The 26,201-nt window shown below is 26.3% G+C and carries 29 protein-coding genes and 1 pseudogene; 18 read left to right on the top strand and 12 right to left on the bottom strand.

The features are described 5' to 3' along the window. Positions 1–73: 73 nt before the first annotated feature. The 15 genes from ACZ91P_RS11470 (at position 74) to ACZ91P_RS11400 (ending at position 12,878) form a co-directional block, all read left to right on the top strand. Positions 74–1,606, top strand: a complete 1,533-nt coding sequence (locus tag ACZ91P_RS11470; protein WP_465156260.1) for an ABC-F family ATP-binding cassette domain-containing protein — start codon at positions 74–76, stop codon at positions 1,604–1,606. Next, complete coding sequence (locus ACZ91P_RS11465; protein ID WP_465156258.1) at positions 1,590–1,913, top strand: GIY-YIG nuclease family protein; 324 nt, start codon at positions 1,590–1,592, stop codon at positions 1,911–1,913. The genes ACZ91P_RS11470 and ACZ91P_RS11465 overlap by 17 nt, the downstream gene beginning before the upstream one ends. Before the next feature lie 23 nt (positions 1,914–1,936). Continuing rightward, positions 1,937–2,086, top strand: coding sequence for a hypothetical protein (locus ACZ91P_RS11460; protein ID WP_465156256.1), 150 nt, complete (start codon positions 1,937–1,939; stop codon positions 2,084–2,086). After that, a complete protein-coding gene (locus ACZ91P_RS11455; RefSeq protein ID WP_465156254.1) occupies positions 2,074–2,562 on the top strand; it encodes a hypothetical protein in 489 nt (162 codons plus the stop codon). Before ACZ91P_RS11460 ends, ACZ91P_RS11455 begins: the two co-directional genes overlap by 13 nt. Before the next feature lie 43 nt (positions 2,563–2,605). Then, positions 2,606–2,929: a hypothetical protein gene (locus tag ACZ91P_RS11450; protein ID WP_338991858.1), complete on the top strand. Its 324-nt coding sequence runs from the start codon at positions 2,606–2,608 to the stop codon at positions 2,927–2,929. A gap of 144 nt (positions 2,930–3,073) precedes the next feature. Continuing rightward, a complete protein-coding gene (uvrA, locus tag ACZ91P_RS11445; protein ID WP_465156252.1) occupies positions 3,074–5,911 on the top strand; it encodes an excinuclease ABC subunit UvrA in 2,838 nt (945 codons plus the stop codon). A gap of 9 nt (positions 5,912–5,920) precedes the next feature. Then, positions 5,921–7,045 (top strand): folylpolyglutamate synthase/dihydrofolate synthase family protein, encoded by a 1,125-nt coding sequence (locus tag ACZ91P_RS11440; protein ID WP_465156249.1) that lies wholly within the window; start codon positions 5,921–5,923, stop codon positions 7,043–7,045. 3 nt (positions 7,046–7,048) lie between these two features. Then, entirely contained in the window at positions 7,049–7,753 is a 705-nt protein-coding gene (locus ACZ91P_RS11435) for a folate family ECF transporter S component (RefSeq protein WP_465156247.1), read from the top strand. A 165-nt stretch (positions 7,754–7,918) separates the two neighbouring features. Next, positions 7,919–9,166 (top strand): DnaD domain protein, encoded by a 1,248-nt coding sequence (locus ACZ91P_RS11430; protein WP_465156245.1) that lies wholly within the window; start codon positions 7,919–7,921, stop codon positions 9,164–9,166. Positions 9,167–9,194: 28 nt separating this feature from the next. Continuing rightward, positions 9,195–10,106, top strand: a complete 912-nt coding sequence (locus ACZ91P_RS11425) for an ATP-binding protein (RefSeq protein ID WP_465156243.1) — start codon at positions 9,195–9,197, stop codon at positions 10,104–10,106. A gap of 306 nt (positions 10,107–10,412) precedes the next feature. Continuing rightward, on the top strand, positions 10,413–10,811 hold the full coding sequence (locus tag ACZ91P_RS11420) for a substrate-binding domain-containing protein (protein WP_465156241.1): 399 nt from the start codon (positions 10,413–10,415) through the stop codon (positions 10,809–10,811). A gap of 33 nt (positions 10,812–10,844) precedes the next feature. Further along, positions 10,845–11,309, top strand: a complete 465-nt coding sequence (locus ACZ91P_RS11415; protein ID WP_465156239.1) for a substrate-binding domain-containing protein — start codon at positions 10,845–10,847, stop codon at positions 11,307–11,309. A 3-nt stretch (positions 11,310–11,312) separates the two neighbouring features. Then, complete coding sequence (locus ACZ91P_RS11410; protein WP_465156237.1) at positions 11,313–12,068, top strand: PstC family ABC transporter permease; 756 nt, start codon at positions 11,313–11,315, stop codon at positions 12,066–12,068. A 100-nt stretch (positions 12,069–12,168) separates the two neighbouring features. Next, complete coding sequence (locus ACZ91P_RS11405) at positions 12,169–12,657, top strand: hypothetical protein (protein WP_465156235.1); 489 nt, start codon at positions 12,169–12,171, stop codon at positions 12,655–12,657. After that, the gene (locus ACZ91P_RS11400; RefSeq protein ID WP_465156233.1) at positions 12,624–12,878 is read left to right on the top strand and encodes an ABC transporter permease subunit; all 255 of its coding nucleotides are present in this window, start codon (positions 12,624–12,626) and stop codon (positions 12,876–12,878) included. The genes ACZ91P_RS11405 and ACZ91P_RS11400 overlap by 34 nt, the downstream gene beginning before the upstream one ends. 641 nt (positions 12,879–13,519) lie before the next feature. Here ACZ91P_RS11400 and ACZ91P_RS11395 read toward each other — a convergent pair. The 12 genes from ACZ91P_RS11395 to ACZ91P_RS11340 form a co-directional block, all read right to left on the bottom strand. Continuing rightward, positions 13,520–14,653 (bottom strand): hypothetical protein, encoded by a 1,134-nt coding sequence (locus tag ACZ91P_RS11395; protein ID WP_465156231.1) that lies wholly within the window; start codon positions 14,651–14,653, stop codon positions 13,520–13,522. Beyond that, a complete protein-coding gene (locus ACZ91P_RS11390) occupies positions 14,653–15,906 on the bottom strand; it encodes a hypothetical protein (protein ID WP_465156229.1) in 1,254 nt (417 codons plus the stop codon). The genes ACZ91P_RS11395 and ACZ91P_RS11390 overlap by 1 nt, the downstream gene beginning before the upstream one ends. After that, the gene (locus ACZ91P_RS11385; RefSeq protein ID WP_465156227.1) at positions 15,854–16,189 is read right to left on the bottom strand and encodes a hypothetical protein; all 336 of its coding nucleotides are present in this window, start codon (positions 16,187–16,189) and stop codon (positions 15,854–15,856) included. Before ACZ91P_RS11385 ends, ACZ91P_RS11390 begins: the two co-directional genes overlap by 53 nt. Positions 16,190–16,563: 374 nt before the next feature. After that, positions 16,564–17,070 carry a hypothetical protein gene (locus ACZ91P_RS11380; protein WP_465156225.1) on the bottom strand — a complete coding sequence of 169 codons (507 nt, stop codon included), beginning with the start codon at positions 17,068–17,070 and terminating at the stop codon, positions 16,564–16,566. Between the two features lie 53 nt (positions 17,071–17,123). Then, a complete protein-coding gene (locus ACZ91P_RS11375) occupies positions 17,124–17,525 on the bottom strand; it encodes a hypothetical protein (protein WP_465156223.1) in 402 nt (133 codons plus the stop codon). 12 nt (positions 17,526–17,537) lie between these two features. Next, the gene (locus tag ACZ91P_RS11370; protein WP_465156221.1) at positions 17,538–19,097 is read right to left on the bottom strand and encodes a hypothetical protein; all 1,560 of its coding nucleotides are present in this window, start codon (positions 19,095–19,097) and stop codon (positions 17,538–17,540) included. A 73-nt stretch (positions 19,098–19,170) separates the two neighbouring features. Further along, positions 19,171–20,391 (bottom strand): hypothetical protein, encoded by a 1,221-nt coding sequence (locus ACZ91P_RS11365; protein WP_465156219.1) that lies wholly within the window; start codon positions 20,389–20,391, stop codon positions 19,171–19,173. Between the two features lie 17 nt (positions 20,392–20,408). Next, positions 20,409–20,867: a hypothetical protein gene (locus ACZ91P_RS11360; protein ID WP_465156217.1), complete on the bottom strand. Its 459-nt coding sequence runs from the start codon at positions 20,865–20,867 to the stop codon at positions 20,409–20,411. Between the two features lie 174 nt (positions 20,868–21,041). Continuing rightward, on the bottom strand, positions 21,042–21,278 hold the full coding sequence (locus ACZ91P_RS11355) for a hypothetical protein (RefSeq protein WP_465156215.1): 237 nt from the start codon (positions 21,276–21,278) through the stop codon (positions 21,042–21,044). Then, positions 21,278–21,559, bottom strand: a complete 282-nt coding sequence (locus ACZ91P_RS11350; RefSeq protein ID WP_465156213.1) for a hypothetical protein — start codon at positions 21,557–21,559, stop codon at positions 21,278–21,280. Before ACZ91P_RS11350 ends, ACZ91P_RS11355 begins: the two co-directional genes overlap by 1 nt. Beyond that, positions 21,537–22,022: a hypothetical protein gene (locus tag ACZ91P_RS11345; protein WP_465156211.1), complete on the bottom strand. Its 486-nt coding sequence runs from the start codon at positions 22,020–22,022 to the stop codon at positions 21,537–21,539. Before ACZ91P_RS11345 ends, ACZ91P_RS11350 begins: the two co-directional genes overlap by 23 nt. After that, positions 21,986–22,270 (bottom strand): hypothetical protein, encoded by a 285-nt coding sequence (locus ACZ91P_RS11340; protein WP_465156209.1) that lies wholly within the window; start codon positions 22,268–22,270, stop codon positions 21,986–21,988. Before ACZ91P_RS11340 ends, ACZ91P_RS11345 begins: the two co-directional genes overlap by 37 nt. Before the next feature lie 1,281 nt (positions 22,271–23,551). Between ACZ91P_RS11340 and pstB the strand changes: the two are divergent. The 3 genes and pseudogenes from pstB (at position 23,552) to ACZ91P_RS11325 (ending at position 26,137) form a co-directional block, all read left to right on the top strand. Then, positions 23,552–24,321: pseudogene (gene pstB, locus ACZ91P_RS11335) on the top strand (phosphate ABC transporter ATP-binding protein PstB). A gap of 172 nt (positions 24,322–24,493) precedes the next feature. Continuing rightward, positions 24,494–25,492, top strand: coding sequence for a type I glyceraldehyde-3-phosphate dehydrogenase (gene gap / locus ACZ91P_RS11330; protein WP_465156207.1), 999 nt, complete (start codon positions 24,494–24,496; stop codon positions 25,490–25,492). A 189-nt stretch (positions 25,493–25,681) separates the two neighbouring features. After that, positions 25,682–26,137, top strand: coding sequence for a hypothetical protein (locus tag ACZ91P_RS11325; RefSeq protein ID WP_465156205.1), 456 nt, complete (start codon positions 25,682–25,684; stop codon positions 26,135–26,137). Positions 26,138–26,201: the final 64 nt, after the last annotated feature.

Raw genomic sequence — 26,201 nt, 5'->3', positions numbered from 1 at the left:
GATAGATTTAACTTTTTTTATTTTTCTTAAAATAAGATATAATTATATCTTGGAATAAAGGATTGAGGTTAAAATGAGTTTAATTAATATTGAAAATTTAAGTCATGCTAATGGTGGGAAAGTTTTATATAAAAATTCAGCAATTCGAATTAATAAAGGTGAACATTTAGCTTTAATTGGAGCAAATGGAACAGGGAAAACAACATTATTAAGTATTATTTATGGAAAACTTACTCCTGATGAAGCAGATATTAAGTTGCATCCAAGGGTAAAAATTGGTTATTTAGACCAACACCAAGAGTTAGATGGAACATTAACAGTTGATCAATTTTTAAAATTAACATATCAACATTTATTTGAAATTGAGGAAAAAATTCATGCAATTTATGAAAAAATGAGTCTTAATTATGATGAAGATGAACTTGTCAAAGCACTGAAATTACAAGAACACTTAGATCAAAATGGTTTTGAAACAATTGATAAGGAAATTCGTAGTTTAGTTGATGGTTTAGGAATTGATCCAGAAAAATTGAATGTTAAATTATCCGAATTATCAGGTGGTCAACGAGGAAAAGTTATCCTAGCAAAGTTATTATTATCAGAAAATGATTTTTTGTTATTAGATGAACCAACTAACTTTTTAGATTTAGAACAAGTTGAATGATTAGCCAAATTTTTACAAAATTATGAAAAAGCGTTTCTAGTTGTTTCTCATGATATTGATTTTATTAATAAAGTAGCAAAAGTGATTTATGCTATTGAAAACCTAAGCATTAATGGCTATGTTGGTAATTATCAACAATATTTAGCATTAAGTGAATTAAAAAATGAACAATATGATAAAGCACAAAAAGGTCAAGAACGTCTAATTAAAAAATTGGAAACTTATGTCGCAAAAAATAAGGCGCGTGCTTCAACAGCAAGAAGCGCCCAGTCACGACAAAAACAAATTGATAAAATTGAGGTAATGGATAAACGGCATGAATTAACAAAACCAAAATTTGTTTTTAAATATAAGAGACCAGCTAGTACGACTATTATTAGTGCAGAGCAATTAGCAATAGGATATCAGTTTCCTTTAATTAAGCAATTAACATTTGATATTCGTGATGGTGAAAAATGTATTGTGCGAGGATATAATGGAATTGGAAAAACAACCTTTCTAAATACTTTAGCAGGAAATATTCCTAAGTTAGGTGGAACATTAAAAATTGGTAATGGAGTAGTTATTGCGTATTTTCATCAAATTGAACAATTAATGGATATGACACCAATTGAATATTTAAAAAACTTATATCCAGACTTGGAAGAAGGGCGAATTCGAAGTATTTTAGCCAACTTTGGCGTTAAAAGTACTTTAATGCAAAATCAGATGACAAAGTTGTCGGGTGGTGAACAAACAAAGGTTCGGTTATCGGTATTATCTTTACAACCATGTAGTTTACTAATTTTAGATGAACCAACAAACCATATTGATGTTTTGACCAAAGAAGCATTGTTAGAAGCAATTCAAGCCTTTAATGGAACAGTTCTAATTACAACGCATGATATTAATTTAAATGTTAATTGAGCTGACAAAGTGCTTAATTTTGAAACGATGGTTTAGCAATATGATGCAAAAACATTATTTTTATGTCTTATTCTGTGCTGATGAAACACTCTATGCTGGTTATACGGTTGATTTAAGACGGTGCGAAAAAGAAGATAATATGGGCATTGGGGCAAAATATACCGCTTTAGCAAAACGACGACCAGTCAAAATAATTTATAGTGAAGAATATGCAACTCGTTCTGCAGAAATGCAACGTGAAGTCGCTTTTAAGCAATTATCACGGTTAGAAAAAATTATCTTTTTGCAAAAACATAATATTAATTTACCATTTGTAATTTCATCAGATATGGTAAAATCATAATAGGAGCATGAAGCGGGGGTAGGATGGATAGTAATATTAAAGTTTTAGTTGATGAATTAACTAAACTATATCATCGTTATCAAACAGAATCACTGCGTAATGATATTATGATTTTAATGACAAAAATAATCAAATTTTTATTGGTTATGTCGTACGAGTTTTGTTTATTGTAACAGTAAAGGTTGAAGAAAATATTGATTTAACAACGGATTTATCAAATTTAGTTGCTAAAGGATATACAACTGGTAATCATCGTAATATTTTTCGTCGCAAAAAGTCAAAAAATACTAATGATTTTGAAAAAGAAGTTGAATTTTATATTAAACGAAATTATTTTGATGATGAATATGAGCGTTTACAACGATTACTTTTAAAAAGGAAGGCCAAACTAATTGGCCCCGTAAATGATTCTTTAGCAGGCTTTAATTATGAAAAAATATTAACTAATGCTATTCAATTATTAGATAATCAAGAATTAGTATTAAGATTACAAAATGTTGTAATTCTAATTTTAAAACCATTTGAAATTGAAAAAAATGAATTTTTAACGAAAGAAACATTAATTAGTAAGCAATTGCTTGCAATTAATGAACATCGTGCTAAATATTTGAAGCAATATAACAAATTATTTCTTCAAACAAATAATTAATTTATATAGTACAATATAAGTAGTTTAAACAAGGGAGGAAGTTATGAAACCAGAATTAAAGGAATTATTATTAAAAATTAAAACTAAAATTAATGATGATAAACTTTTTCGTGATTTTATTGGCGAAGTTCTAAATGAAGCTAATTACAATAATTATTATGAACAATCAGTTGCTGATGAAGAAATTGCAGAGCAATTAGTTGAAATCTATTTTATTGAAAATTATAGTAGTGATGAAGAAGTTTCAGATCTAAAAGAAAAAATCATGAAAATTTTATTCTTTTTAGAAGGACAAGAAGAATTAATTAAAGAATATGCTTATTTTGTTGAAACCAAAGTAAGTCAAATTGTGACAGAACTTAACTAATTTTATTAATCTGACAGTTAATGTTAGATTTTTTAAATTTAGATTTAATCATTTGTACATATTAAAAATTTACAATTTTCTTTTTTAAAAATAAGATTATTTTATGATGCTAATTTACAAAAAACTAATTAAGAGGGTGAGAGAATGAGAAAAGATTGAATCGTTGTTAAAGGCGCTCGAGAGAATAATTTAAAGAATATTGATGTTAAGGTACCTAAAGATAAATTAGTTGTTTTTACTGGTTTATCAGGAAGTGGAAAATCATCATTAGCTTTTAATACCATTTATGCAGAAGGAAGACGCCGTTATATTGAAAGTCTATCAAGTTATGCTCGCCAATTTTTAGGTGGAAATGAAAAACCTGATGTTGATGCAATTGAAGGTTTGTCACCAGCGATTTCTATTGATCAAAAAACAACTAGTCATAATCCTCGCAGTACTGTTGGAACAGTTACTGAAATTTATGATTATTTACGTTTATTATATGCTCGCGTTGGGACACCATATTGTATTAATGGTCATGGGGTTATTAAATCAGTAACAGTTAAAGAAATAATAAATAATTTAAAACAACTTTTAACAGAAGGTGAAAAATTTATGATTTTGTCGCCAGTAGTTCGTGATAAGAAAGGTAGTTTTAAAGATTTATTTGCACGTTTAAAACAAGAAAGTTTTATTCGTGTCAAGGTTAATGATGAAATCAAAACTTTAGATGAAGAAATTGAATTAGATAAAAATAAACGACAAAATATTGATATTATTATTGACCGTTTGATTTATAAAGAATCAGCAGATTTATTAAGTCGAATTCATGATGCAATTGAAGTAGCGTTAAAATATGGTAATGCATTAGTAAAAATTGATTTTGCTGATCAAAAAAAGGAAATGCTTTTTTCAACTAATTATTCATGTAGTATTTGTGGTTTTGTTATTTCGGAATTAGAACCACGATTATTTTCATTTAATTCACCCTCAGGAGCTTGTAGTGAATGTAAAGGATTGGGAATAAAATTAGAAGTTGATGAAGATTTATTGATACCTAATCGGTCATTATCAATTTTACAATGGGCAATTATTTATTTAAAAAATATTGTTAATACAACAAATATTGAATGGAAAAAGTTTAAAGTTTTAGCTAATCATTATCATATTGTGTTAGAACAACCCGTCAGTGATTTGACAAAAGAGCAACTAGAATATTTGATTCGTGGTAGTGATGAACCAATTGAATATAATTTAAAAACAGCTGGTGGGAACATTATGCGGGGATATGATTATATTGAAGGAATTGGGCAGTTAATTGAACGTCGCTATACGGAAACATCAAGTGAATCACAACGTAAATATTATAAACAATTTATGACAGATAAAAAATGTGGAACTTGTTTAGGAAAGCGATTAAATGAAATTCCTTTATCAGTTAAGATTAATAATATTAGTATTTCTGAATTTACTGATTTATCTGTTGAAGATGAATTAAAAGAAGTTTTGAATTTAAAATTAACAGAATCACAACAAGAAATTGCACGATTAATTATTAATGAATTAGTTAATCGTTTGGATTTTTTAAGTCGTGTTGGATTAGGTTATTTAACGTTATCACGTAATACTTCAACATTATCAGGTGGAGAAGCTCAACGAATTCGATTAGCAACGCAAATTGGTAGTCAATTAACAGGGGTTTTGTATGTTCTCGATGAACCTTCAATTGGATTACACCAACGAGATAATGATAAATTAATTGAAACATTAAAAAGTTTACGTGATTTAGGAAATACTTTAATTGTTGTTGAGCACGATGAAGATACGATTCGTGCTAGTGATTATATTATTGACATTGGTCCACGTGCAGGAATTAATGGGGGGCAAGTTGTTGCTGTGGGAAGTATTGATGATATTCAACAAAACCCAAATTCAATTACTGGTAAATATTTAACTGGTGAATTAGCAATTGATGTGCCAAAAAAACGGCGTGGTGGTAATGGCTTAGTATTAGAAATTAAAGGAGCACGAGAAAACAATTTAAAAAATATTAATGTTACAATTCCTTTAAATAAATTTGTTTGTTTAACAGGTGTTTCAGGAAGTGGTAAATCAACTTTAATGAATGAAATTTTATGAAAGGGTATTAAGAAAAATTTAGGGTTAGCAACTGAACGACCAGGGGCACATGATAAAATCGTTGGGATTGATAACATTGATAAAGTAATTAATATTTCCCAAGATCCAATTGGGAAAACACCACGGAGTAATCCAGTAACTTATACATCAGTTTTTGATGATATTCGTGATTTATTTGCCAATACAAATGAAGCTAAAGCACGAGGGTATTTGAAGGGTCGTTTTTCGTTTAATATGCCAGGTGGACGTTGTGAACATTGTCAAGGTGATGGAATTATTAAGATTTCAATGCACTTTCTACCAACGGTTTATGTTTCTTGTGAAGTTTGTGAAGGGAAACGTTATAATGATGAAACATTATTAGTTAAATTCAAAGATAAAAATATTTATGATGTTTTAGAAATGACAGTTGACCAAGCTTGTGATTTTTTTGCGGCACAACCAAAAATTAGTCAGAAGTTAGGAACAATGCAAGAGGTTGGGTTAGGTTATATTAAATTAGGTCAATCAGCAACAGAATTGTCTGGTGGAGAAGCCCAACGAGTTAAGTTATCAACCTTCTTGTTAAAACGGACAACGGGAAAAACTTTATTTTTATTAGATGAACCAACAACGGGATTACATGTTGATGATGTTAAAAGATTGTTAGTAGTTTTGAATAAAATTGTTGATAATGGTGATACTGTTATTACGATTGAACATAATTTAGATGTTATTAAAATGGCTGATTATATTATTGATTTAGGACCAGAAGGTGGCGTTGGTGATGGCATGATTGTTGCAACAGGAACACCAGAACAACTTGTTTTAAAAAGTGGCACTAGTTATACAGCGCAATATTTAAAACCTTTATTAAAGTAAGAGGTTACAATGGATGTTAAAAAACAACTTTTTAAGGCAACGTTTTTTCAAAAAAAATATAATTTGGCAAAATTATTAACAGAAAAATATGCGGATGCACAAAATAAAATTAAAGTAATTAATGTTGTTGGTACAAACGGAAAGGGATCAGTTTCAAATTACTTACACCGCCAGTTAATGTTAAAATATCACCGGGTAGGTCTTTTTACATCACCAGCATTTTCAAAACATAATGAACGAATTAAAATTAATAGCAAGATGATTAGTGATAGTGATTTAAAACGAATTATCAAAGAAATTAAAAAAGAAATTAAAACTTATCAATTAACTTTTTTTGAAATTTGAGTTTTAATTTGTATTAAATATTTTTTAGAGCAAAAAATTGATATTGCAATTATTGAAGCTGGAATTGGTGGCTGTTTAGATGTAACGAATGTTTTTAATAATCAATTAGCTGTTTTATTAACTTCAATTGATTATGAACATACTGAGATATTAGGCAATACTTTGGATAGTATTATTCAAAATAAAGTTAGAATTGCAAAAAACAATTGTCAACTTTTTATTAGTGCTAGTTGTAAAAAACATTTTAATTTAATTGCAAAATATTATAATTCGGATAATATTATTATAAGTGAAGTTTACCCACAAGCAATTAATTATTACCAAGAATTTAATGTTGGCTTAGTTATTAAGTTTTTAAAAATTTTTAAGTTTAAAATTAATTATGAGCTTTTTAAAGTAAACCCAGTCTTAGGACGTTTTACCCAACTAAGTAAAAATCCGTATTTTATTATTGATGGAGCACATAATCCAGAAGGAATTCGTGCCTGTATTCATACTTTTGAAATGTTACATAATTTGAATCGAAATGAAGTATTAGTATTGTATGCTTCTTCACAAAAAAAAGATTATATGCAAAATTTAATTTTATTGAAGGAACATTTTGACAATAATTTATATATTACGGAATTTCAGCATCCAATATCCTGAGACATTAATAATATTAAGATACAGAACAAAGTTAAAAATTGGAAAAAATTATTATTACGAAATAAAACAAAAAATATTTTAGTTTGTGGGTCTTTATATTTTATTCCATTGGTTTATCAGTTTTATTTAGAGAGGGTGTAAAATATGCTATATATATTAACAAATATTGGTGCTTGTTTAGGAATTGCTATTTTATTTTATGTTGGGGTATTATTAGATTATAAAAATTGAAAAAAAATTAGTATTTTAACAATTACAATTATAAGTTTATTAATTACATTATCTGTTATTTTAACAAATGTCATTAGTTATACTATTCCGTTTTCATTTATGGGAGGGGGAGTAATTCAATTAGCATTAGGTAACTTTTTAATTTTTGTGATTGGAATGTTATTTGGACCATTTTTGGGTGTATTGAGTGGTCTTGCTACTGATGCTTTAGGGGCTTTGGCAAATATTGGTGGAACATATCATAGTGGTTTTTCCTTTAATCTTGCTTTATATGGTTTTTTAGGAAGTATGGTTTTTTTATTTAAAAGTGATAAATTTTGAATATTAAAAACAATTATTTTATATGCAATAGGGTTTGCTTTAATTTCATTTGCATTTAATGTTTTATGATTATATGCAATCGGTCTAAAACAAGTTCTTTTCCCAATGGCTTTTGTTATTAAAGCAATTAAGTTTCCAATTCAATTGGCAATTTATTTACCAATCGTTATTTCAAGTTTTACTATTTTATATAAATTAATTACTTCACGTCATAATCTTGCTTTATGATGCACCCAAAAAGGATTATTAGTTTTAACACCAATTAAATTTAAAAAACAGAAAAAATATAATAGTTAAAAGTTGTTTATATGTGGAAAAGTTTTAAAAACTTAATAATTATAACTGTTTTATTTAAAAAAGATTGTGGATAAGTCAGTTAATAGCATTATTTTAACAAATTATATTTACTTATTAATTGTTCATTGTAATATTATTAATGATTAAACAAAGAGGAACGGGAAAATGATGGAAAAAGAAACTACTTATTTAATTAAACAAGAATATCAATTGTCAGATGATGAACGTATGTTACTTTTATGTTTATATCGGCCAATTATTGGCGATAAAGCACATATGTTATATATTGCCTTAACAGCACAAGATTTCATCTTAGAATTAAATACTAAATATCATTTAGAGAATCTTTTAACATTATTACAAATATCATATGATGAATTTTTAGTAGCAAAAAGTAAATTAGAAACAATTGGTTTATTAAAGATTTTAAAACGTGAAAAAGGAAAGCATTATATTTTAAAACCACAATTACCAATTTCCGCAATTGCTTTTTTTGAAAATCAAATTTTAAGAAATTATTTATTGAATATTGTAGGAGAAAAATCTTTTGCAATTATTAAAGCTAAATTTATTGTTAATCAGCAAGAGGGTAAACAGAAGCATAATGATTTATCTGGTCAATTAAGTGATGAAACAATGACATTTGATTTTGTTTATATTGATAAATACTTAGCATCAAAAAATGCAAATCATAAATTATATTTACCATATCGTGAAAAAATTATCCAGTTAGCAAATTATTACAATGTTTTAACAAATAATCTTGCTATTTTTATTTATAAAAGTATTGAGTTAACTGCCAAAGAACGAATTTTTAATTATGAAACATTTCAACATTTACTATCTGATTTTCAACAAAAAGCAATATTAAAAAAACAATTTAATGGAGAACAATTAAATTTAATTGTTAATGATGAAAATGTTATTAAACCAACTAATATGTTAGAAGCAAAAATTAATGAAATGGTTTCAATTGATCCAATTCAATATTTAACTTTACTACGAGAAAATAAGAAGCCAACACCAATTGAAATTGAATTAATTCGCGATTTAATTATTAATTATTCATTGAGACCAGGGGTAGTTAATTGCTTAATTGAATATGTTTGATTTAAAAATGCTCATCGAATTGAAAAAAAGTATTGTGAAAAAATTGCAAACACTTTTCATCAATTACAAATTAATACTGTTGATAAAGCAATGGAGCATTTACGCGATGCTTATGCAAAAACACAAAAAAGTAAAGTTACAAAAGATGCTATTAAAGCAAAAACATATCAATGGAAAGAAAAAGCAGTTAAACATAATATGGCTGAATTAGAATATAATAAAATTTATGAACAAAAACGGCAAGAACAAGGAATTAAAAAAGTTGATCTTACACAATTATTAGATGATTTAAAAAATTTATAATAGTAAAAATGAAAGAGAGATGGGGGCAATGTCAAAACTAAATTTATTAAAACAACTTCAAAACAATGCAGAGTTAATACTTAATTTACAAGAAATTGCGTTTGATATTAATAATTATCAACAGTTTGAGACACTCTTTCAAGAATATTTAAAAAATTATCATCAATGTGAAAAAACATCATTTTTATCTTTATGCCAACAATCCTTTAAAGGATACAAATATTATATTAAAAAAGAAAATAATAATTTGTTTTTAACACGAGTTGAATGTAATCATACAATAGCTATTAAAGAAAAAAATAAAATTAAAAATAATTATCTTTATTATGACTTTAGTGATGAATTATTAAAACTACGATTAAATGATATTAAAAAAGATGAAAATTTTAATAATATGCATCTTATTATTGGCGAAATGGTTAAATTTGTTAAAGGTCAACGAAAAAAAGGTTTATATATTCATGGCCAGCCAGGAGTTGGCAAAACTTATTTATTAATTCGCTTAGCTAATGTTTTAGCAAATAATAATCGTAAAGTTGCTTTTATTTCAGTAATTAATTTAATTAATCGAGTAAAGGAATCATTTAATCTTTTTAATAGTGAATCATCATTAGTAGAAATTTTATTAGGAGCGGATGTTTTATTTTTAGATGATATTGGTGGAGAAACAGTTTCTCCATGAGTTCGTGATGATTTATTATTTCGTATTCTAAATGACCGTATTAGTCGTCGACTGCCAACTTTTTTTTCATCAAATTTTACAACAACAGCTTTAACAACGATTTATGCAAATGTTAAAACTGAAATTAATGATAAAGAAATTAATAAAGTAAAAGCATTAAGAATTGTTGATCGGATTCGAGGGTTAGCAACCGAATTAGAATTGTTGGGAAATAGTAGGAGAACTGATGAGGATTATGTGGAAAAGTTAACAGTCTAGGAATGTTGTCTGTTGGGGGGTGCTTGCTACAAATAATTTTAATTAAGATTGGAAGTAATTAACAATATAAAGTTTTTAGTTAATAAAGTATTTATAAAGAAGGTACTATATTAACTTTTTAATTTTATGGAATTTTTTTGCTAATTTATTTTAAAATGGAAATAAATTTGATAAAATATTACTTTTCTTGCATTTTGCTTTATTTTAAGTAATTATTATTCCATAAACAGTTTTTATGATTTCTATTTTAACTGTTTAATAGTGAGTAATATTAATAAATTACTAAAATAATTTGGAGGATATGATTTGAAAAAAATTTTATGATTACTATCAACACTAATGTTAAGCGGTACGAGTGCTATTAGTGTTATTAGTTGTCAACAAAAACAAACTTTTTTGTTTGGTGGTTCAACTTCGGTCCAAGGATTAATGAATTCTGTTTTAAAAAAATTTAACCAAGAACATAATATTAGGGTTGCTTATAATAGTAGTGGCTCTAGCGGAGGTGAAACAGGAATTAAAAACAATACCTTAGTTTTTGGTTTTACTTCACGAGCTTTAAAGACAGAATTTAGAAAAGATCCATATGCTGGTTTAAAATTTGCTGTTGACGGCATTTTGTTAATTGCTAATTTACCATCAGATTGTCAAGGATCAAATTTAGAGTTAGATTTGATTAGTAGTAAAGTTGACGTTTTAAAGTAAATTTATGAAGGGGAAACAAAAACTTGAGGTGATTTGTTAGAATGTCAATCAACAACAAAAGTTACCCCTATTAATCGTGAACAAAATTCAGGTACACGTGATGTTTTCCAAGAAAAATTACAAATTAAAGAATTTGATTTGCAATTACGAATAGCTAATAATACTGCAGCAGCAATTAAGAAGGTAAAGGATAATTCAGGGTCAATAGGATATGTTTCATATAGCGCTAAAAAATTAGTAGAGGAAAATAAGTTGAGTATTTTAAAATATAAAGGAATTGTAGCATCGCCAACAACTTTACAAGAAAATTATGAATTAAAGCGTTATTTTGAATTAACATTTCATTTAAAGGGTGATAATTTATCATTAGTTAAGAATTTTTTATTATTTTTAAAAAATGAAGCTAAGGGACAATCAATCATTCAAGCTGATAAATTAATTCCAGCTTGAGAATGATATGGTACAAATCCTTTTTCTGATTTATCCACATTAGATTAATTTATGAATCAAATTAGTACAAATATTTTTAAATGCAAGCAAATTACTGATCATCTTGCAAAAGTAATGATTAGTTTATTTTCATTGTCTGCGATTATTGCTGTATTTTTAATTATTTATTTCATTGTTATTAGTGCTATTCCTGATTTACGTTATCAAGGATTTTGAAACTTTTTAACAGGGACGAAGTGAATTATTAATAATGAAACAGGAGAATACCAATTTGGCGCTTTAGCATTTATTCTTGGTACTATTTTAGTTTTAACATTAGCGATTATTATTACTGCACTATTAGCAATTTTAACCGCTCTTTTTGTCACAGAATTTTTATCAAGACAAATAAGAAATATTATTATTTTTGTTATTGAATTATTAGCCGGAATTCCGCCAGTTTTATTTGTGGTGTTTAGACGAGAAACAATTGGTATGTTATTTGTTCGGGCGGGAGCTAGCGGACCAACAAATTTATTAACAGCAGGGGTTATCCTAGCTCTTTTAGCTTTGCCAACCATTTTTGCTATCGGGCCAAATGCTTTTTTAAGTGTTCCGAAATCATATCGTTTTGCAGCTCTAGCAATGGGTGCATCTCGTACATATACTGCTTTTAAAGTGGTAAAAACAGCTGCAAGAACAAAAATTATTGGTGCTGTTATTTTTGAAATGTGCCGTGTTATTGGTGAAGTTACTGCTATGATTTTATTAACAGGAATGGCGGCACAAATTCCTAATTTAAGGCAAGGATTTTGAAGTTTTTTTTAGTCCAATTGCAACATTAACAACCCAAATTGGAATTGAATTACCTGAACATGTTGCTAGTTTACATCGTTTAGCTTTATTTGCTTTAGGCTTAATTCTATTAATGATGGTTTCAATTTTAAATATTATTATTTTAACTACTTATAAAATTCAACGACAAAAAGAACAAGGGAAGCATTTAATTCGTAGATGAAAGCGAAAACATTCTCAACGAGCAAGCAATTCATTAGCAGAAGGAAGTAATTCAACTTGATTAACAGACAAAGATTTTCTCATGTTAATTAATAAAAAGATAAAAACTAATTATTATAATAAAACAATAAATTATTCTCGAATTTTTTGAATGATATTAACTTGTTTGCTTATACTTAGTTTTTCTGCATGGATTATTTTAAATATTATTATTAATGGTTTTGCGGCAATTAGTTATTTAGCACAGTTTGATTCAAGCTCTTTTATTGGTTATTATGAGTTACCAACACTTATTATTTTAACTTTTATGTTAATTTTCACGGGAATTTTTTTTCAATTCCGATTAGCATCATTACAGCAATTTATTTGAGTGAATATGCGCGAAAAAATAGTCGATTAGTAGCATTAATTCAATTTTCAACTGATGCTTTAGTTGCAACACCATCAATTGTTTTTGCTATTTTTGGATATGTTGTTCTTGTTGTTGGGTTGGAACTTGGACATAATTTTTGATCAGCCGGGTTAATGTTTTTTATAATGACGTTGCCAATTATTATTCGAGTAGTTGAGCATGCCCTGCATGATGTTCCTCAAGAATATCGTGATGCTGCTTTTTGATAAATAGGGTTTTCTGAAATATCTTTGTTTTTAATAGTTACTTTAATTTCATCATTACCATTAATATTATTTTGTTGCTTTAAATTTCAGTCTATAATTTGCCCTGTTTTAGGTGAAATAAATCGTGTATTTGGTTCTTTATCATCATTTCAACAATAAACAAATTTAAAATAATTATCATTTTTAACTCATAAATGTGTAAAACCAGTAAATCCCGGTTGGTGTATATATAAATTAACAGCACGTACACCAAAATAACTGCCTAAAATTAAATAATATTGATCTTTTAAATTATTAATTGTCTTTTGTGAAGAACCTACATCTGTATCATTTTTAAATTTAATAATACGTTAATCAAAATTTTCATCACCACGTCATATTACAAAATAATATTTATTATCTAATTGTTTAAAAGGTTTTTCATTTGCATCAACGTTATTTCAATAATTTATTGGCTGTGGTGGAATAGACCCGCCACTAAAATTAAAATATGATGAATTTAATTTAACTTTATAATGTTCAAATTCTCAATACCCAGTTTCTAGTTCTCTTGGATTAGATATTAATTCAAAATAATAGGGAGAAAATAATTTAACATCATCATTATAACCTTTATTAATAGCGTATTTACTATATGTATAATTTTATAACATATATATAACTTGTTTAATTCTTTTTACATATGTTTTATGTAATTCACTTGGATTGTCTAATTTTCAGTTTTCAAATAAACCATCAATTACATCTTCTGGTTTTTGTCCTTCGAATTTTTGGCGTAATTCTGCTGCTTTATTAGTAGGATTACCTTTTTCATCATATGTTGCCCCTTGAAATTTTCAATCATAATTATAACGATATGTTAAATAATTTAATAAAACTTTTTCTAAACCATTATTTTTTATTAAACTTAAAATATCATCTGGTTGAATATATATTTTTGCAATAAACCATGGTAAAAAACTTTCCGTAAATCAATACTGAAATATTCGTACATTAGGTTCTGTCTCAATTGGCATTGATAATAAAGGTACTAAACTAGCATTTTCAACAATTGAAGATGGATAAGAATAAACACCATTCACATTTCCTCAACATTTAATATTTCCAAATAACATAGATTTAGGGTATTTAATTTCAATTCCAGTAAATACTGTGTCTTCTGGCAATGATTTTTGTAAAACTAAATGAATACTATTCTGATTTTTTCACTTAAAATCAGTTATTTTAACTAAGTGGGTAGATTTAATAATATCAATGCCATCAGGTGAATAAGGGCGTTTGTATTCTTCAATGATGTAACATTCATTTTTGTTGTCTTCTGTAATTTGTTCATTAATAGATACTATTTTTAAGTCTAATGTTTCTAAAAATTCTTTGTCTTGTTTTGAAATATCATTAATTAAAATATCTTTTTCATCAATCATTACATAACTTGTGCTATTATCTTGGACTGTGGTGTTTTGTTGAATTTGTAATTTAAAATTAAAATCACTAATTTCATAACCAGTTATTTTAATATATTCATCTTTGTCAATAAAACCTATTTTAACGCTATTTTGAGAATAGTTTAAGGTTGGTTTTTGTTTTGTCTTAACAAGATTATTAATTTTATAAATATATAAGGTTCTTGCACGGGCTTCTGTAAATAATTGTTCTAAATCAGGGTCGCTGTACTGCGATTGACTAGCAAAATCTAACGGAATACTATCAATTGAATAGTCAATTGGTTCATGATTTTCTGCTAATTGTGCTAACATTTTTTCAGATGGTTTTAACATTATTCTTGTTCTCCTTCTTCATTAGGCATATTGATAATAGTTTCGTTGTTTTTTAATTGTTTGTTTAAAGTAGCATTTACTGGTAAGCGAATATCAACAATTAACTCGTCAATATTTTTAATATTGAATGTTTTACTGTTTAAAATAGCATTATCATATTTAATTAACTTAATAATAAATTCAGTTAATTTAATTTCTCTAATATATATCATTTGTTCGTATGATTCGTTTGTTTGAATATTTACACCAGCAACTTCTGCCTGAGTTTGTTGTGCTCCCTTAGCAATGGCGGGAACATGATGTCGATTTATTTTATAGTAATTTGTTAATAATCAATCATATATTTTAGTTAATTGCTCACCTTTAAAATTACCAGCAATATAGTCTACTGGTTGAAAATTACTATCGGGGTCTCCTTCAACTAATAACAAGTCATTTTCAATAAATGATGCCATCATTTTACTAATTTCTTGGTCAACCACACCAGTAACTCCATTAGTATTAATAGTAAATTTAACACTATTTAATAATGGATCTAACATTATCTTTTCAGCAATAATATCTAAAATACTAGCAAATTGTTTACCATAACGAGCAGAAGGTTCGAAATTAGGGTTATTAGGAATAATTTCAATTGGAATAAAATTAAGTGGTAATATTTCTTCTTTTTGTAATGTTGTATAGTTATTTCATTTAATATCATCAATATATAAGTCGGTAATAGTACTGTATAATCGTGTTTTTAACTTTCTAATAACTTTTACTTGTTTAGTTACAGCATCAATCTCTAATTTTTCAGTAATAAAAATACTATGGTCATTTTTAATATAAGGGTCATAATCAAAAGTGCAAGATACTAAATTACCTAATTCATCATATTGGTCATTGTAAAAATCAATAGTAATAAAATTAAGTTTTGAATTATTAGCAAAAATAAAATATGCATCTTTACCATTCTTATTAATTTTATATTCGTTATATCAATTCTTATTGGTAAAGTCCTGCATTTTTAAAAAGCTATTAATTAATTTAGTATCTATTTTTTGATTAGTAAGTGGATTATAAATGCTAATTTCTAAATCTCGTGGATTTAAAAAATTAGCATTATCTTCACAAATTCTTTTTTCTAAAATTTCATTATGTTTTTGAACAGTAACATTTTTACGATTAGTAATCGTTGATGCTAAATTAAGATAATAACTATCAATATCATATTCTTTTTTTAATTTCTTTTTTGCTGGTAATAATCCCATTTAGTATCTTTTCTTTATTTTTATCACCCTTTTTAATAACATCTTCAATACTATCTTGTTTTTGTTGTTTGTTATGTGTTTTGATAAATCTAATTGTTTCAATAATCAAAACTATAATTCCAGTTCCGATAAGCATTGCTGAAACAATAACATATGCTGGTCAAGAAATACCTAATGTTTTTTTTCCTATAAAACAAATAATAATTCCTGCGATAAAAAACAATGATGAAACTCCAAAGATTTTTAAAAACATAACTACATCTTTAATATTTACTTTTAGCATAAAATCATCTCCTTTCTAACTTACTTTTTTTCTTTTAATATATAATTTAGTCATTTTAGCAGCAGCATTTTTTGAATATATTATAATTTTTCCATTATTTCTTAATTGTGCAATTTGATTTTCATTACCAGTAGTTGTTATTCCACTTGATATATTTCCTGTAAATCCTTTATAAGTTGATAAATAAAAACTATTTAAAAATTGATTATTAACTTATACTTTATATTTATATTTATTTTTATCTCAATCTTTTATTTGATATTCACTAACATTAGGAGTTCAATCAGTAATATCTACAATTTCTCAATCACTACTTTTAATTTGATAATGTTCATTAATATATTTTGTAGTTGGTAATGTGTCATCAGTTATTTTTAATTCTGATGTTGTACTTTTTTAATAATTTCAAAGTTAGCAGTTATATCATTATTTTTAAATGAAGGGTCTCAAATTTCTAATTCACCTGTTTTTTGATTAAATGAAGCATTCGCTTTACCACTTTGAGTAGGCATTAATTTAATTCCAATTTGTCGTGTTCTCATATAATTAACAAACTCACCGCCACTAGTTGGATCATCAATTGCTAATTCATCATTGTAACCGTTTGTTACAGATATTTTACCTTTATTATTACCACCCTCAGTAATAACAAAATCATTATGATTTAATGTTTTCATTATAGAATCTCGATTAATAATATTAGCAGTATTAGATTTTCAAACTTTATTAGTTTTATCATAAAAAATAGTATCATTATCAAAGGGAACATTTATTTTATTATTGTTATTTTTAACAATAGTTTTATTTTCAATCTTAGTTTTTTCTTTTTCTATTAAAGCATCAACTTCTAATTGAGTATAATATGATTCTAAATCAATCATTGTTAAATCAATACCTTCTTCTTAAAAAGTACGAAACATTTTCTTTAAAGTTGTTAAATTAGCGAATGATTTTGCATAGGTAGGCAATAGACCTTGTCAAATAATCATGGGGTCATTTTGCGATGAATAATTAATATCACCAACACTCATATTTGCCGAAGTAAAAAATTCAATTGGAATGCGGTTAAATGTTTAATCGTAATAAACACCATATTAATACAAATTTTCTTTAATAATGGATCTTTAAATGTTTCAAACTTTAGTTTTGAAAATGGATAGTTTAAGTAAGAATTAATCATATTTTGGGCTCTTAAAGCAAATGTTTTAAATCATAATTCTATATCACCTTTAAAAAACTTATTATAACAAACTGGAACTTGTGTAATTTTACCTGTCATTGAAATAAAATTATTATAATTTTCCAAAGTAACATTTTGTCATAATTCATTTAACATTTAATCATCTCCTTATCATTTACTTTTTTTAGAATATATTTTCTTTAATATAATTTTTTTACTATTTAGTAATGTTTTTGTTTTAATTGTTTTGTTTAAATCTTGTTTTGTTCTGAGTTGTTTATATGCTTGAAATGCTAGTCCATTACCTAACAAACTAGTAACCGCACTATCTTCTAACGTATTTAACAATTTATCTTTATTAAAGTTATTTTTAAATTGTTCTTGAATTTTTAATATCTTAGCAATTGTCCGATATATTTTAAAACTATTTTTTACTACTTGCTGATAAACAAATGGGGCAAAAGAAACTAAATTAAACAAACTTGTTTTTTTAAATCCCCAACCAATAAACCACTCACTGTTCATATAGAATTTAAATGGTTCAGGAGCCAAAACAAACTGTTTTGCTTTGATTAAAGTTGTCATAACGACAATAGGGGCATATTTAGGATTTTTATAATATATTGTTAAAGCAACTTCACCCGCAACTGATAATGGAACAATTTTAACTGCTAAAAAAACATCAGAACCATAAGCAAAAGGTAATAATTGACCTTTTTTAATAGCCTTAGTTTCAAATTTAGATAATATTTTTTTAGTTTTATCAGTAATTTTACTAATTACTTTTTGTTTAATAGTAATTATTTGTTTTTCAATAGGGTCTAATAATTTTTTAGTTACTTTTTGAATATAAAAATTTGGGTTTAAATGATTTAAAATTTTATTTAATTTAATTGGTGTTTGATAAAAAATATTTAATAATTTATTATTATGTATTTTACTGCCCCGCATTAAATTAGCATTTAATAGTAGATTTTTACCAACACCTTTTTTATGAAGATTAGTCATAATGTTATATCACTCATTAGTATTAATTTTACTTATTTTATTAATATTTAATCCATATTCAGACAATCATTTATTAGCATTTTTTTCATTCACGCGTGGTATTTTTTGAACTAATTTAGGACTTATTTTTTGAATATTTTTCTCAATTTTTAATAAATTATTAATTGTTTCTAAATTAGAAACTTTAAAACCTTTATAAAAATCATTTCGGGCTAATTTTCCAATTGTATATAATAAAGTTTCATTATTAGCCTGCTTTGTAAAATCAAATATTAATTTAGAAGATAAAATCTTTTTACCTGTAACTTGCCTTACAACATCTTCTAAATTATTAGCAGTTATTACACCTAATTTTTCAAGTAGTTTAGTTTCTTTTGCTAATTTTAAAATTCTAGTTGTTCGAACAGCACGCGTTAATTTACCAATTCCACCAATTGCTGGTAACAAATTTAAGGCAGTACTTTTTGCTGTTACTTCTGATGTTAATTTATCATATATTTGATTTACGGCAAAATCGGTTGCTGTTTCTACTCCAAACGAGATAAATGCTGCGGCAAAATTAGATAATCCCGCACCAAGACCAACAGCCGAAGCAATACCACCAGTTAAAACTGATAAACCAAGAGCTAAAACTTGAATTCCTAAAAATTCTAATAACTGTAAACCAAAATTTTTTTCTTGTTGTTGGATTGACAATCTAGTTGGATTTTTTAACAGCATAAATAAGGGTTGTTTTAGATGTTCCAATTGGCATATCATTTATCAAACGAAAAAGTACTATTTTTTAGTACTATTAAGAATTTTTAATTTTAACATCAATCGGATTTGTTTGACCAGTAGTGTTGTTTTTATCTTCAATTTGGACAAAAACCTTGGTATCATTTGTAATATTTATTGGTCAATCAACACCAGCACTTTCAATAAAGTAATCAAAATCACTTTCAGTTAAAGAACTATTTACTGCTTTTACTGCTTTTAAAACACCATCTTTAAATTGTAGTTTTAACTGTTCGGCTGTTGCTTTTGTTGGGTCTGCAACATGAATAGTTGGTTTATCTAATTTATTGATTTTACTAATATCAATTTTTGAAACAATATGTTTAATAATTCCTTTTAGTTCAACCACTGCTCCACCTAAATATAAAACTCTTTCCATAATCAAAGTATTACCCATACCAGTACCTAACGCAGCAGCACCAACTCTTAACGGAGTATGATCTTTTTTGCGTAAAATAAGAGGGTCATATTTTTTGCTAAACTTAAAGGCAATTGCATTAACACCATCTGGCAATAATTTAATTGTTCCTTCTGAACCATCTTTATTAATAATTGGTAATTTTTTAGGAACCATATAGTATGTTGTTCCTTTAACAGTTTTTATTGCTCCACTTGTTGTGATTACACTATTTATTTGGTCATTTGCTCCAAGTTGTAACTGTAATTTATTACGAATTCCACGAATAAAATCAGCCGAACCTAAAACAATTGTTTCTGATGGAGTAAAGCCGTTTTCATATATTTTATCCATAATTTCATCATGAATTTGTAAAGCATTTGTATCATCTGCTTTTTTGCCTTGAATAGTTGTAACTGTTCCTTTATTAATAATTTCTAAAATTTTATTGCGTTTATAAGCAACCTCAGTATTCATTGCTTGCTCAATATCGGTAGCCCAAAGATTAGGATTAAAATCATTTTCTACAGGATCTAATTTACGAGCAAAAGTTAAAATTGTATCTAATTCAACAACTCCATCTTCAAATTCTACTGTTGAATATTTTAGAAGATTATCATCGGTATTAAATACTTGTCCATCTTTTCCCAAACCTTCATTATATTTAATATTTTTCTTTCTTTTATATGTTAAACCAAATTTATTTGCTTCTTTTCACGCAAATAAAGTTTCTCAACTAAATTTTTGTTGATAAGTTTGTAAATATCATTGTTCAAATGTTTCTCGGTCTCTTTGTGTTGCTTGATTAGCAATATCGCCAAAAATTGTTTTTGGATCCATATTTTTATTCCTTCTTTCTATTTATTAAATACATTGCCTGTATCTAAAATATTGTTTTCTTTGTTTTCTACTTTTGGTACGCCCCCAGTATTAACTGTTTGTACCTTAATTAATTCATCATAAACATTTTGCAATTGTGTTTTAATGATTTCAATATCATCAGTAATATCATAAGATTTTAATAAAACATTTTTAAAATCTTCATTATCAGTTGAAGAATTAATAAAATCAATTACTTCAATTTGTTTTAGTTGAATTGTTTGTTGTTCAATTTGTAAAGTTAACTCAGTATTTTTTGTTTGTAGTTCGTTGATTTGCTGATTATTATTTTCTAAATTACTTGAATTAAATTCTTCAACTTCAGCAGTATTTTTTAAAATAATTTCAGCAGTTTTAATATCTAAACTACCATCTTCATTTTTAATAGGTTCATTATTTTCATTTATAAGAACATATTTTACATTTTTTAATGCCATTGTTTTTCCTCCTATTTTTTAATATTTGTATTTGTTCTTTTTCTAATCGCTTTTTGTATAATTTCAAAACTATCTACTCTAAAAGACAAAAAAATAGCGTTTAGTTTTTATATTTAACTGATTAAATACTGAGCTTTTAATTTTTATCTCATCATCTTTTTTTAATTTCAAAAACTAATTTAAAACAGATGGGTTATATATTGATAATGTTGAGTAATTTAATCCTTCTCACTGACATTTAGCCGAACAAGCATCAACTTCAACACCACCAGCAACAAGAGCCTTAATTTTTGTTTTAATAGGATTTTTATGTAATCTAACAGTTAATTCTAACTTATTAACTTTTTTATTTTTTATTTTAGGTTTATTAGTTATTGATTTTTTAGGTAAATTATTTTTTGTTTGAGACATTATTTAACATCCTTATTAGATAATTTGTCATATTTTGAACTGTCAACTAATATTCAATCGATAGAACCTGTTGAATATGGATTTTTGTAAAAATCTTCTTTATATAATTGTTGTTGTTTTAATTCTTCAATTTCACTACCTAAATTTTGATTAAAATTATGTGCCATATCTATTTGTTGTTTGAAACTATTTATTTCTTGTTCTTTTTTAGCAAGTTCTTTTTTAAGTGTTTCATTTTCTTCTTTAAGTTTGTTAAATTTAATTGATTCTGTTATTGTCATTATTTATCACTTTCTTTTTTAAAAAATATTGTAAATGTTTTCAAGCATCTAATTCCTGCTCTGTCATTTTAATATTTCCTTTATAAATATAATTTTTCTTAACAACTGGTGATTGTAAAACATAATTTAAATTAAGTAGATATTTGCATAAAACTTTTAAACCACCAATGAATTTAGGAGTAGATAATTGATTTTTTATTTTTAAACCTTTGTGAAGTTGATAATCTTCAATTATTACAATAACTTTATTTAAATAAGAACAAATTTTATTTTTAAACTCATTTAATATTAAATACATATTATTTATTGCTTCTTCTTCATTTTTGGAATTAAAAGTAATGTTATTAATTATTTTATTTTGTAAAACATTATAAATAATAATACCAGTTTGACCAATTCCAGCAGGGTCAATTGCAATAATATATTTTAATTTATCTGGTTTATTTTTTTGTCAATTTGTCATATTTTTCATCCATCTGATGCTAAATCTAAAATATCGTTAATTTTGTAATGTTGCATATAAGAAGCAATAATATCTCATTTGTTTTCAAATAAAATTAAGTACATTTTTGCTCATTCTAAACATTGCAAATCATAATGCTTTTTATGATGTGAAATACGACAATTAATAGGTTGACAATTAACTCAATCAAATGATGTTGTTATTTCATTTCAAGTTTTATTAATATATTTACTTTTATATTCTGTCATTTATCTATACTCCTTAATTTTTTTATTTGTTGATTAAATTTCATCATTAATATTATTTGCAGTTACTGGATAAGCACATATCATTAATTCTTGTAATTTATTTTAGTATTTAATTACTTCACCGCCCGCTCCACTTTGGGGAGTGAGCGGGGGCGGATAGGATATTTTGATAGAGTTTATCCCCATACGGAAATAAACAAAAAACAGTTTACCCAGTTATTAATTACGCTTCATCCATCCCTGCACAACTTTATATAAAGAAAATAACCTTTTGGAGTTCCAACCCTCTTGTTTTTTAGTGTCCGATATTGTTTTTTTCGGTTTAACAACACTCTTTTTATGAAAACAAGCCAAAAAACACATGCTCTGACATTTTGCAAGTGATTAATCTTGCCGAGAATTAAAGAAATAAATAGGAGTAGTAAATCCAATCGCTTTCACACTTTCTTTAAGGCTTCGTGCCATAGATGAGTTATCCATCTTTAAGCATCAAAAAATATTAAGTTTTAAAGATTGAATTTTGGATTAATCGTTAGATAGTAACTTTATTTTTTTATTTCATTATCTTTTTTAATTCTTTGTTTATTAAATATATTTTTTAGTAATTATATTTAATAATTAACTAACAACTAAATAAAACAATTATTCAAAATTTTTTAATAAAAGAAAAGATGGATTTTTCTGAAAAAACATATTTTATTAAGTGCAAAAGATACTATCTAACGATTAATCCAATAAATAAAAGTATTTTTTACAAAATAAAAAGCACTTTATTCTTTTTCAATAAAGTGCTACATTTGCATTTACAATTTACAGTCTTAAATATTTTTGTTAAAGTTATTGGTTTATTTGAAAATAATCACCAACCAAAATGGTGAATAACAATTAGTATTTTAATTAAATGTTATTGTGGTTCTTTGCTAACTAAAAAAATGCTTGGAAAAACGACTTCAAAAAAATTCACATAACTCAAAAAAGTTAAGAACATCATAACAAAACTAATAGATTACGATAATCAATTACTAAAAGAATATCAAACAAAGTTAACAAAATTAAAAACCCAATTAACAAATACGCATCAGCAGAAAAAGAAGGATAATTATCAGCTATCAATTAGTGCTTTAGAACAAAAGATTCAAAATTTACAAGAGGAAATGGAACAAATTTATGATAACAAAAACAACAAAATCTTTTAACAATAAAATTAAAGAATGATTTAAAAAAATTTTTCGCCGCTTAATAAATCAACATCAACATACATTATTAAAAAATCCAACTCCGTTACAAAAAAATACTGTTTTAGGAATTGAGAAATTTGATTTTTATTATAATTTTGGAACCAAACAAGCATTGTTTAATATTAACTTAAATATTTTGCAAAACAAAGTAACAGCTTTAATTGGACCATCAGGATGTGGAAAATCAACTTTGTTACGAGCAATTAATTGAATGAATGATTTAATTGAAGGTACAAGAGTTAATGGTACAATTATATATAATAATTGTAAAAACATTTATCAGTATCATCAAAATATTATTTCATTGCGAACAAAAATTGGAATGGTTTTTCAAAAACCGAATCCATTTCCAAAGTCAATTTATGAAAACATTGCCTTTGGATTAAAAAGTTTAGGAATTTTTGATAAAAGAATTCTCGACCAAACGGTGGAATCATCATTACAACAAGCCGCATTATGAGATGAGGTTAAGGATAACTTGCAGGATTCAGCATTAAGTTTGTCGGGAGGACAACAACAACGATTATGTATTGCTCCTGCAATTGCGTTAAAGCCAGAAATTTTGTTAATGGATGAACCAACAAGTGCATTAGATCCAATTGCAACTGCGAAAGTTGAAGAGTTAATTTTGGATTTAAAAAAGAATTTTACAATTATTATTGTAACGCACTCTTTACAACAAGCGGCACGAATTTCTGATTATACTGCATTTTTTGAATGGGACAGTTAATAGAATATAATAAAACAGCATTATTGTTTTCTCATCCTCGTGAATCAAAAACAGAAGATTATATTACAGGTCGTTTTGGTTAAAAAGATTAAATTTATTATTTGGTTCTATTTTGATGATAAAGTAACCTTTAATTTGGATATTTTCTAATTTTCTTGCAAATTGACTCTATAGGTTATAAAATATATAGTAAGTATGCAATATTTTTATTGCAGACTAAGAAGGTATCAAATATATGTAAAGGAGAAAAAGTAGATGACAAAAATTGCAATTAACGGGTTTGGGCGTATTGGCCGTTTAGCTTTTAGAAGATTATTTGACGAAAAAAATGTTGAAATTGTCGCAATTAACGATTTAACTGCAGCAAAAACTTTAGCAACATTATTAGAACTTGATTCAGCCCAAGGAGGATGAAAAAGAGGAAAAATTTCTTCAGAAGAAGGCGTTATTATTGTTGATGGGAAAAAAATAAATGTTTATGCCAAAAAAGATCCTGCTGAGTTACCATGAGGTAAATTAGGCATTGATGTTGTTGTTGAATCAACAGGATTCTTTGCTGATCGTGCTGGTGCTTCAAAACACCTTACAGCCGGAGCAAAAAAAGTTTTAATCTCAGCTCCAGCAAAAGGAACCGATGTTAAAACAATTGTTTATAATGTAAACCATAAGAAAATTAAAAAAGAAGATACTATTATTTCAGGGGCAAGCTGTACAACTAACTGTTTAGCACCAATGGCAAAAGTATTAGACGAAAAATTTGGAATTGAAAAAGGATATATGACAACTGTTCATGCGATAACAAATGATCAAAGATTGTTGGACTTAGCACATGATGATTTAAGAAGAGCACGTGCTGCTTTTTCAAATATTGTTCCAACTAAAACGGGAGCAGCAGCAGCAGTTGCATTAGTATTACCACAATTGGAAGGTCGATTTGATGGAATGGCTTTACGTGTTCCAACTATTACTGGTTCAATTGTTGACTTAGCAGTTGAATTGAAAAAAACAACAACAGTTGAAGAAATTAATAATGCAATGAAAGCAGCAGCTTCAGAAACTTTTGGTTATAATACACAACCAATTGTTTCATCAGATATTATTGGTGAAACACACGGATCAATTTTTGATGCAACATTAACAAAAATTATTGAACGTGATGGTAAACAATTAGTTAAAGTATATGCATGATATGATAATGAAATGTCATATGTATCACAAATGGTACGTACATTATTATACTTTGCGACAGTCTAATTAAAATATACAAAACACTAAAATATTTTTTAGTGTTTTTTTATTTTTCTAAAAAAAGATATTTCTTATGCTATGATATTTATATAAGAATTACTCTTATAAAAATAATCTAACAAACTATAGTTAATATCCGTTTGTTTATTTACTATTGATAATGGAGACAATTAAAGCAATTAAGGAGAGCAAAAAATGAAAAATCCTATTTTAGAAAAGCATTTTAGTAATATTCGTGATCAACTAAAATTAGTTTTAAATACAGAAAAAATTCATGACTCAACAAACCCAATCCAATTATTATTTGATAATGTTCTTTTAATTCGGAACAATGGACGCGTTATTACCGATGAGGATTTTACATATCGTTTAGAATTAGCCTTGGCAGATACTTATAAAACACTGTCATTACGAATTGATTCATTATTACAAAATGCTAAAACATTAGCTTTTAGTTATTTTAAAGAAAAATTAGATATTAAAAAATGACGTGATGATTTATATGCTGATGCTGTTGAAATATTAAATGAAAAATATACTGATAAACTAATGCAAATAGATTTTATTTATATTCCTTATCAGATAACAGAAATGTTAAATGAAGGTTTACGCAATATTTCTTCACGAAAATTACATGAAGTAACAGCATAAAAATAAGTTTTATTTATGAATAAATAGTTATGGAAATAACTATTTTATTTTAGTAATTTTCAAA

It is taken from the genome of Spiroplasma endosymbiont of Halictus nicosiae, assembly GCF_978018445.1.
This window is presented reverse-complemented; position numbering and strand designations above follow the sequence as displayed.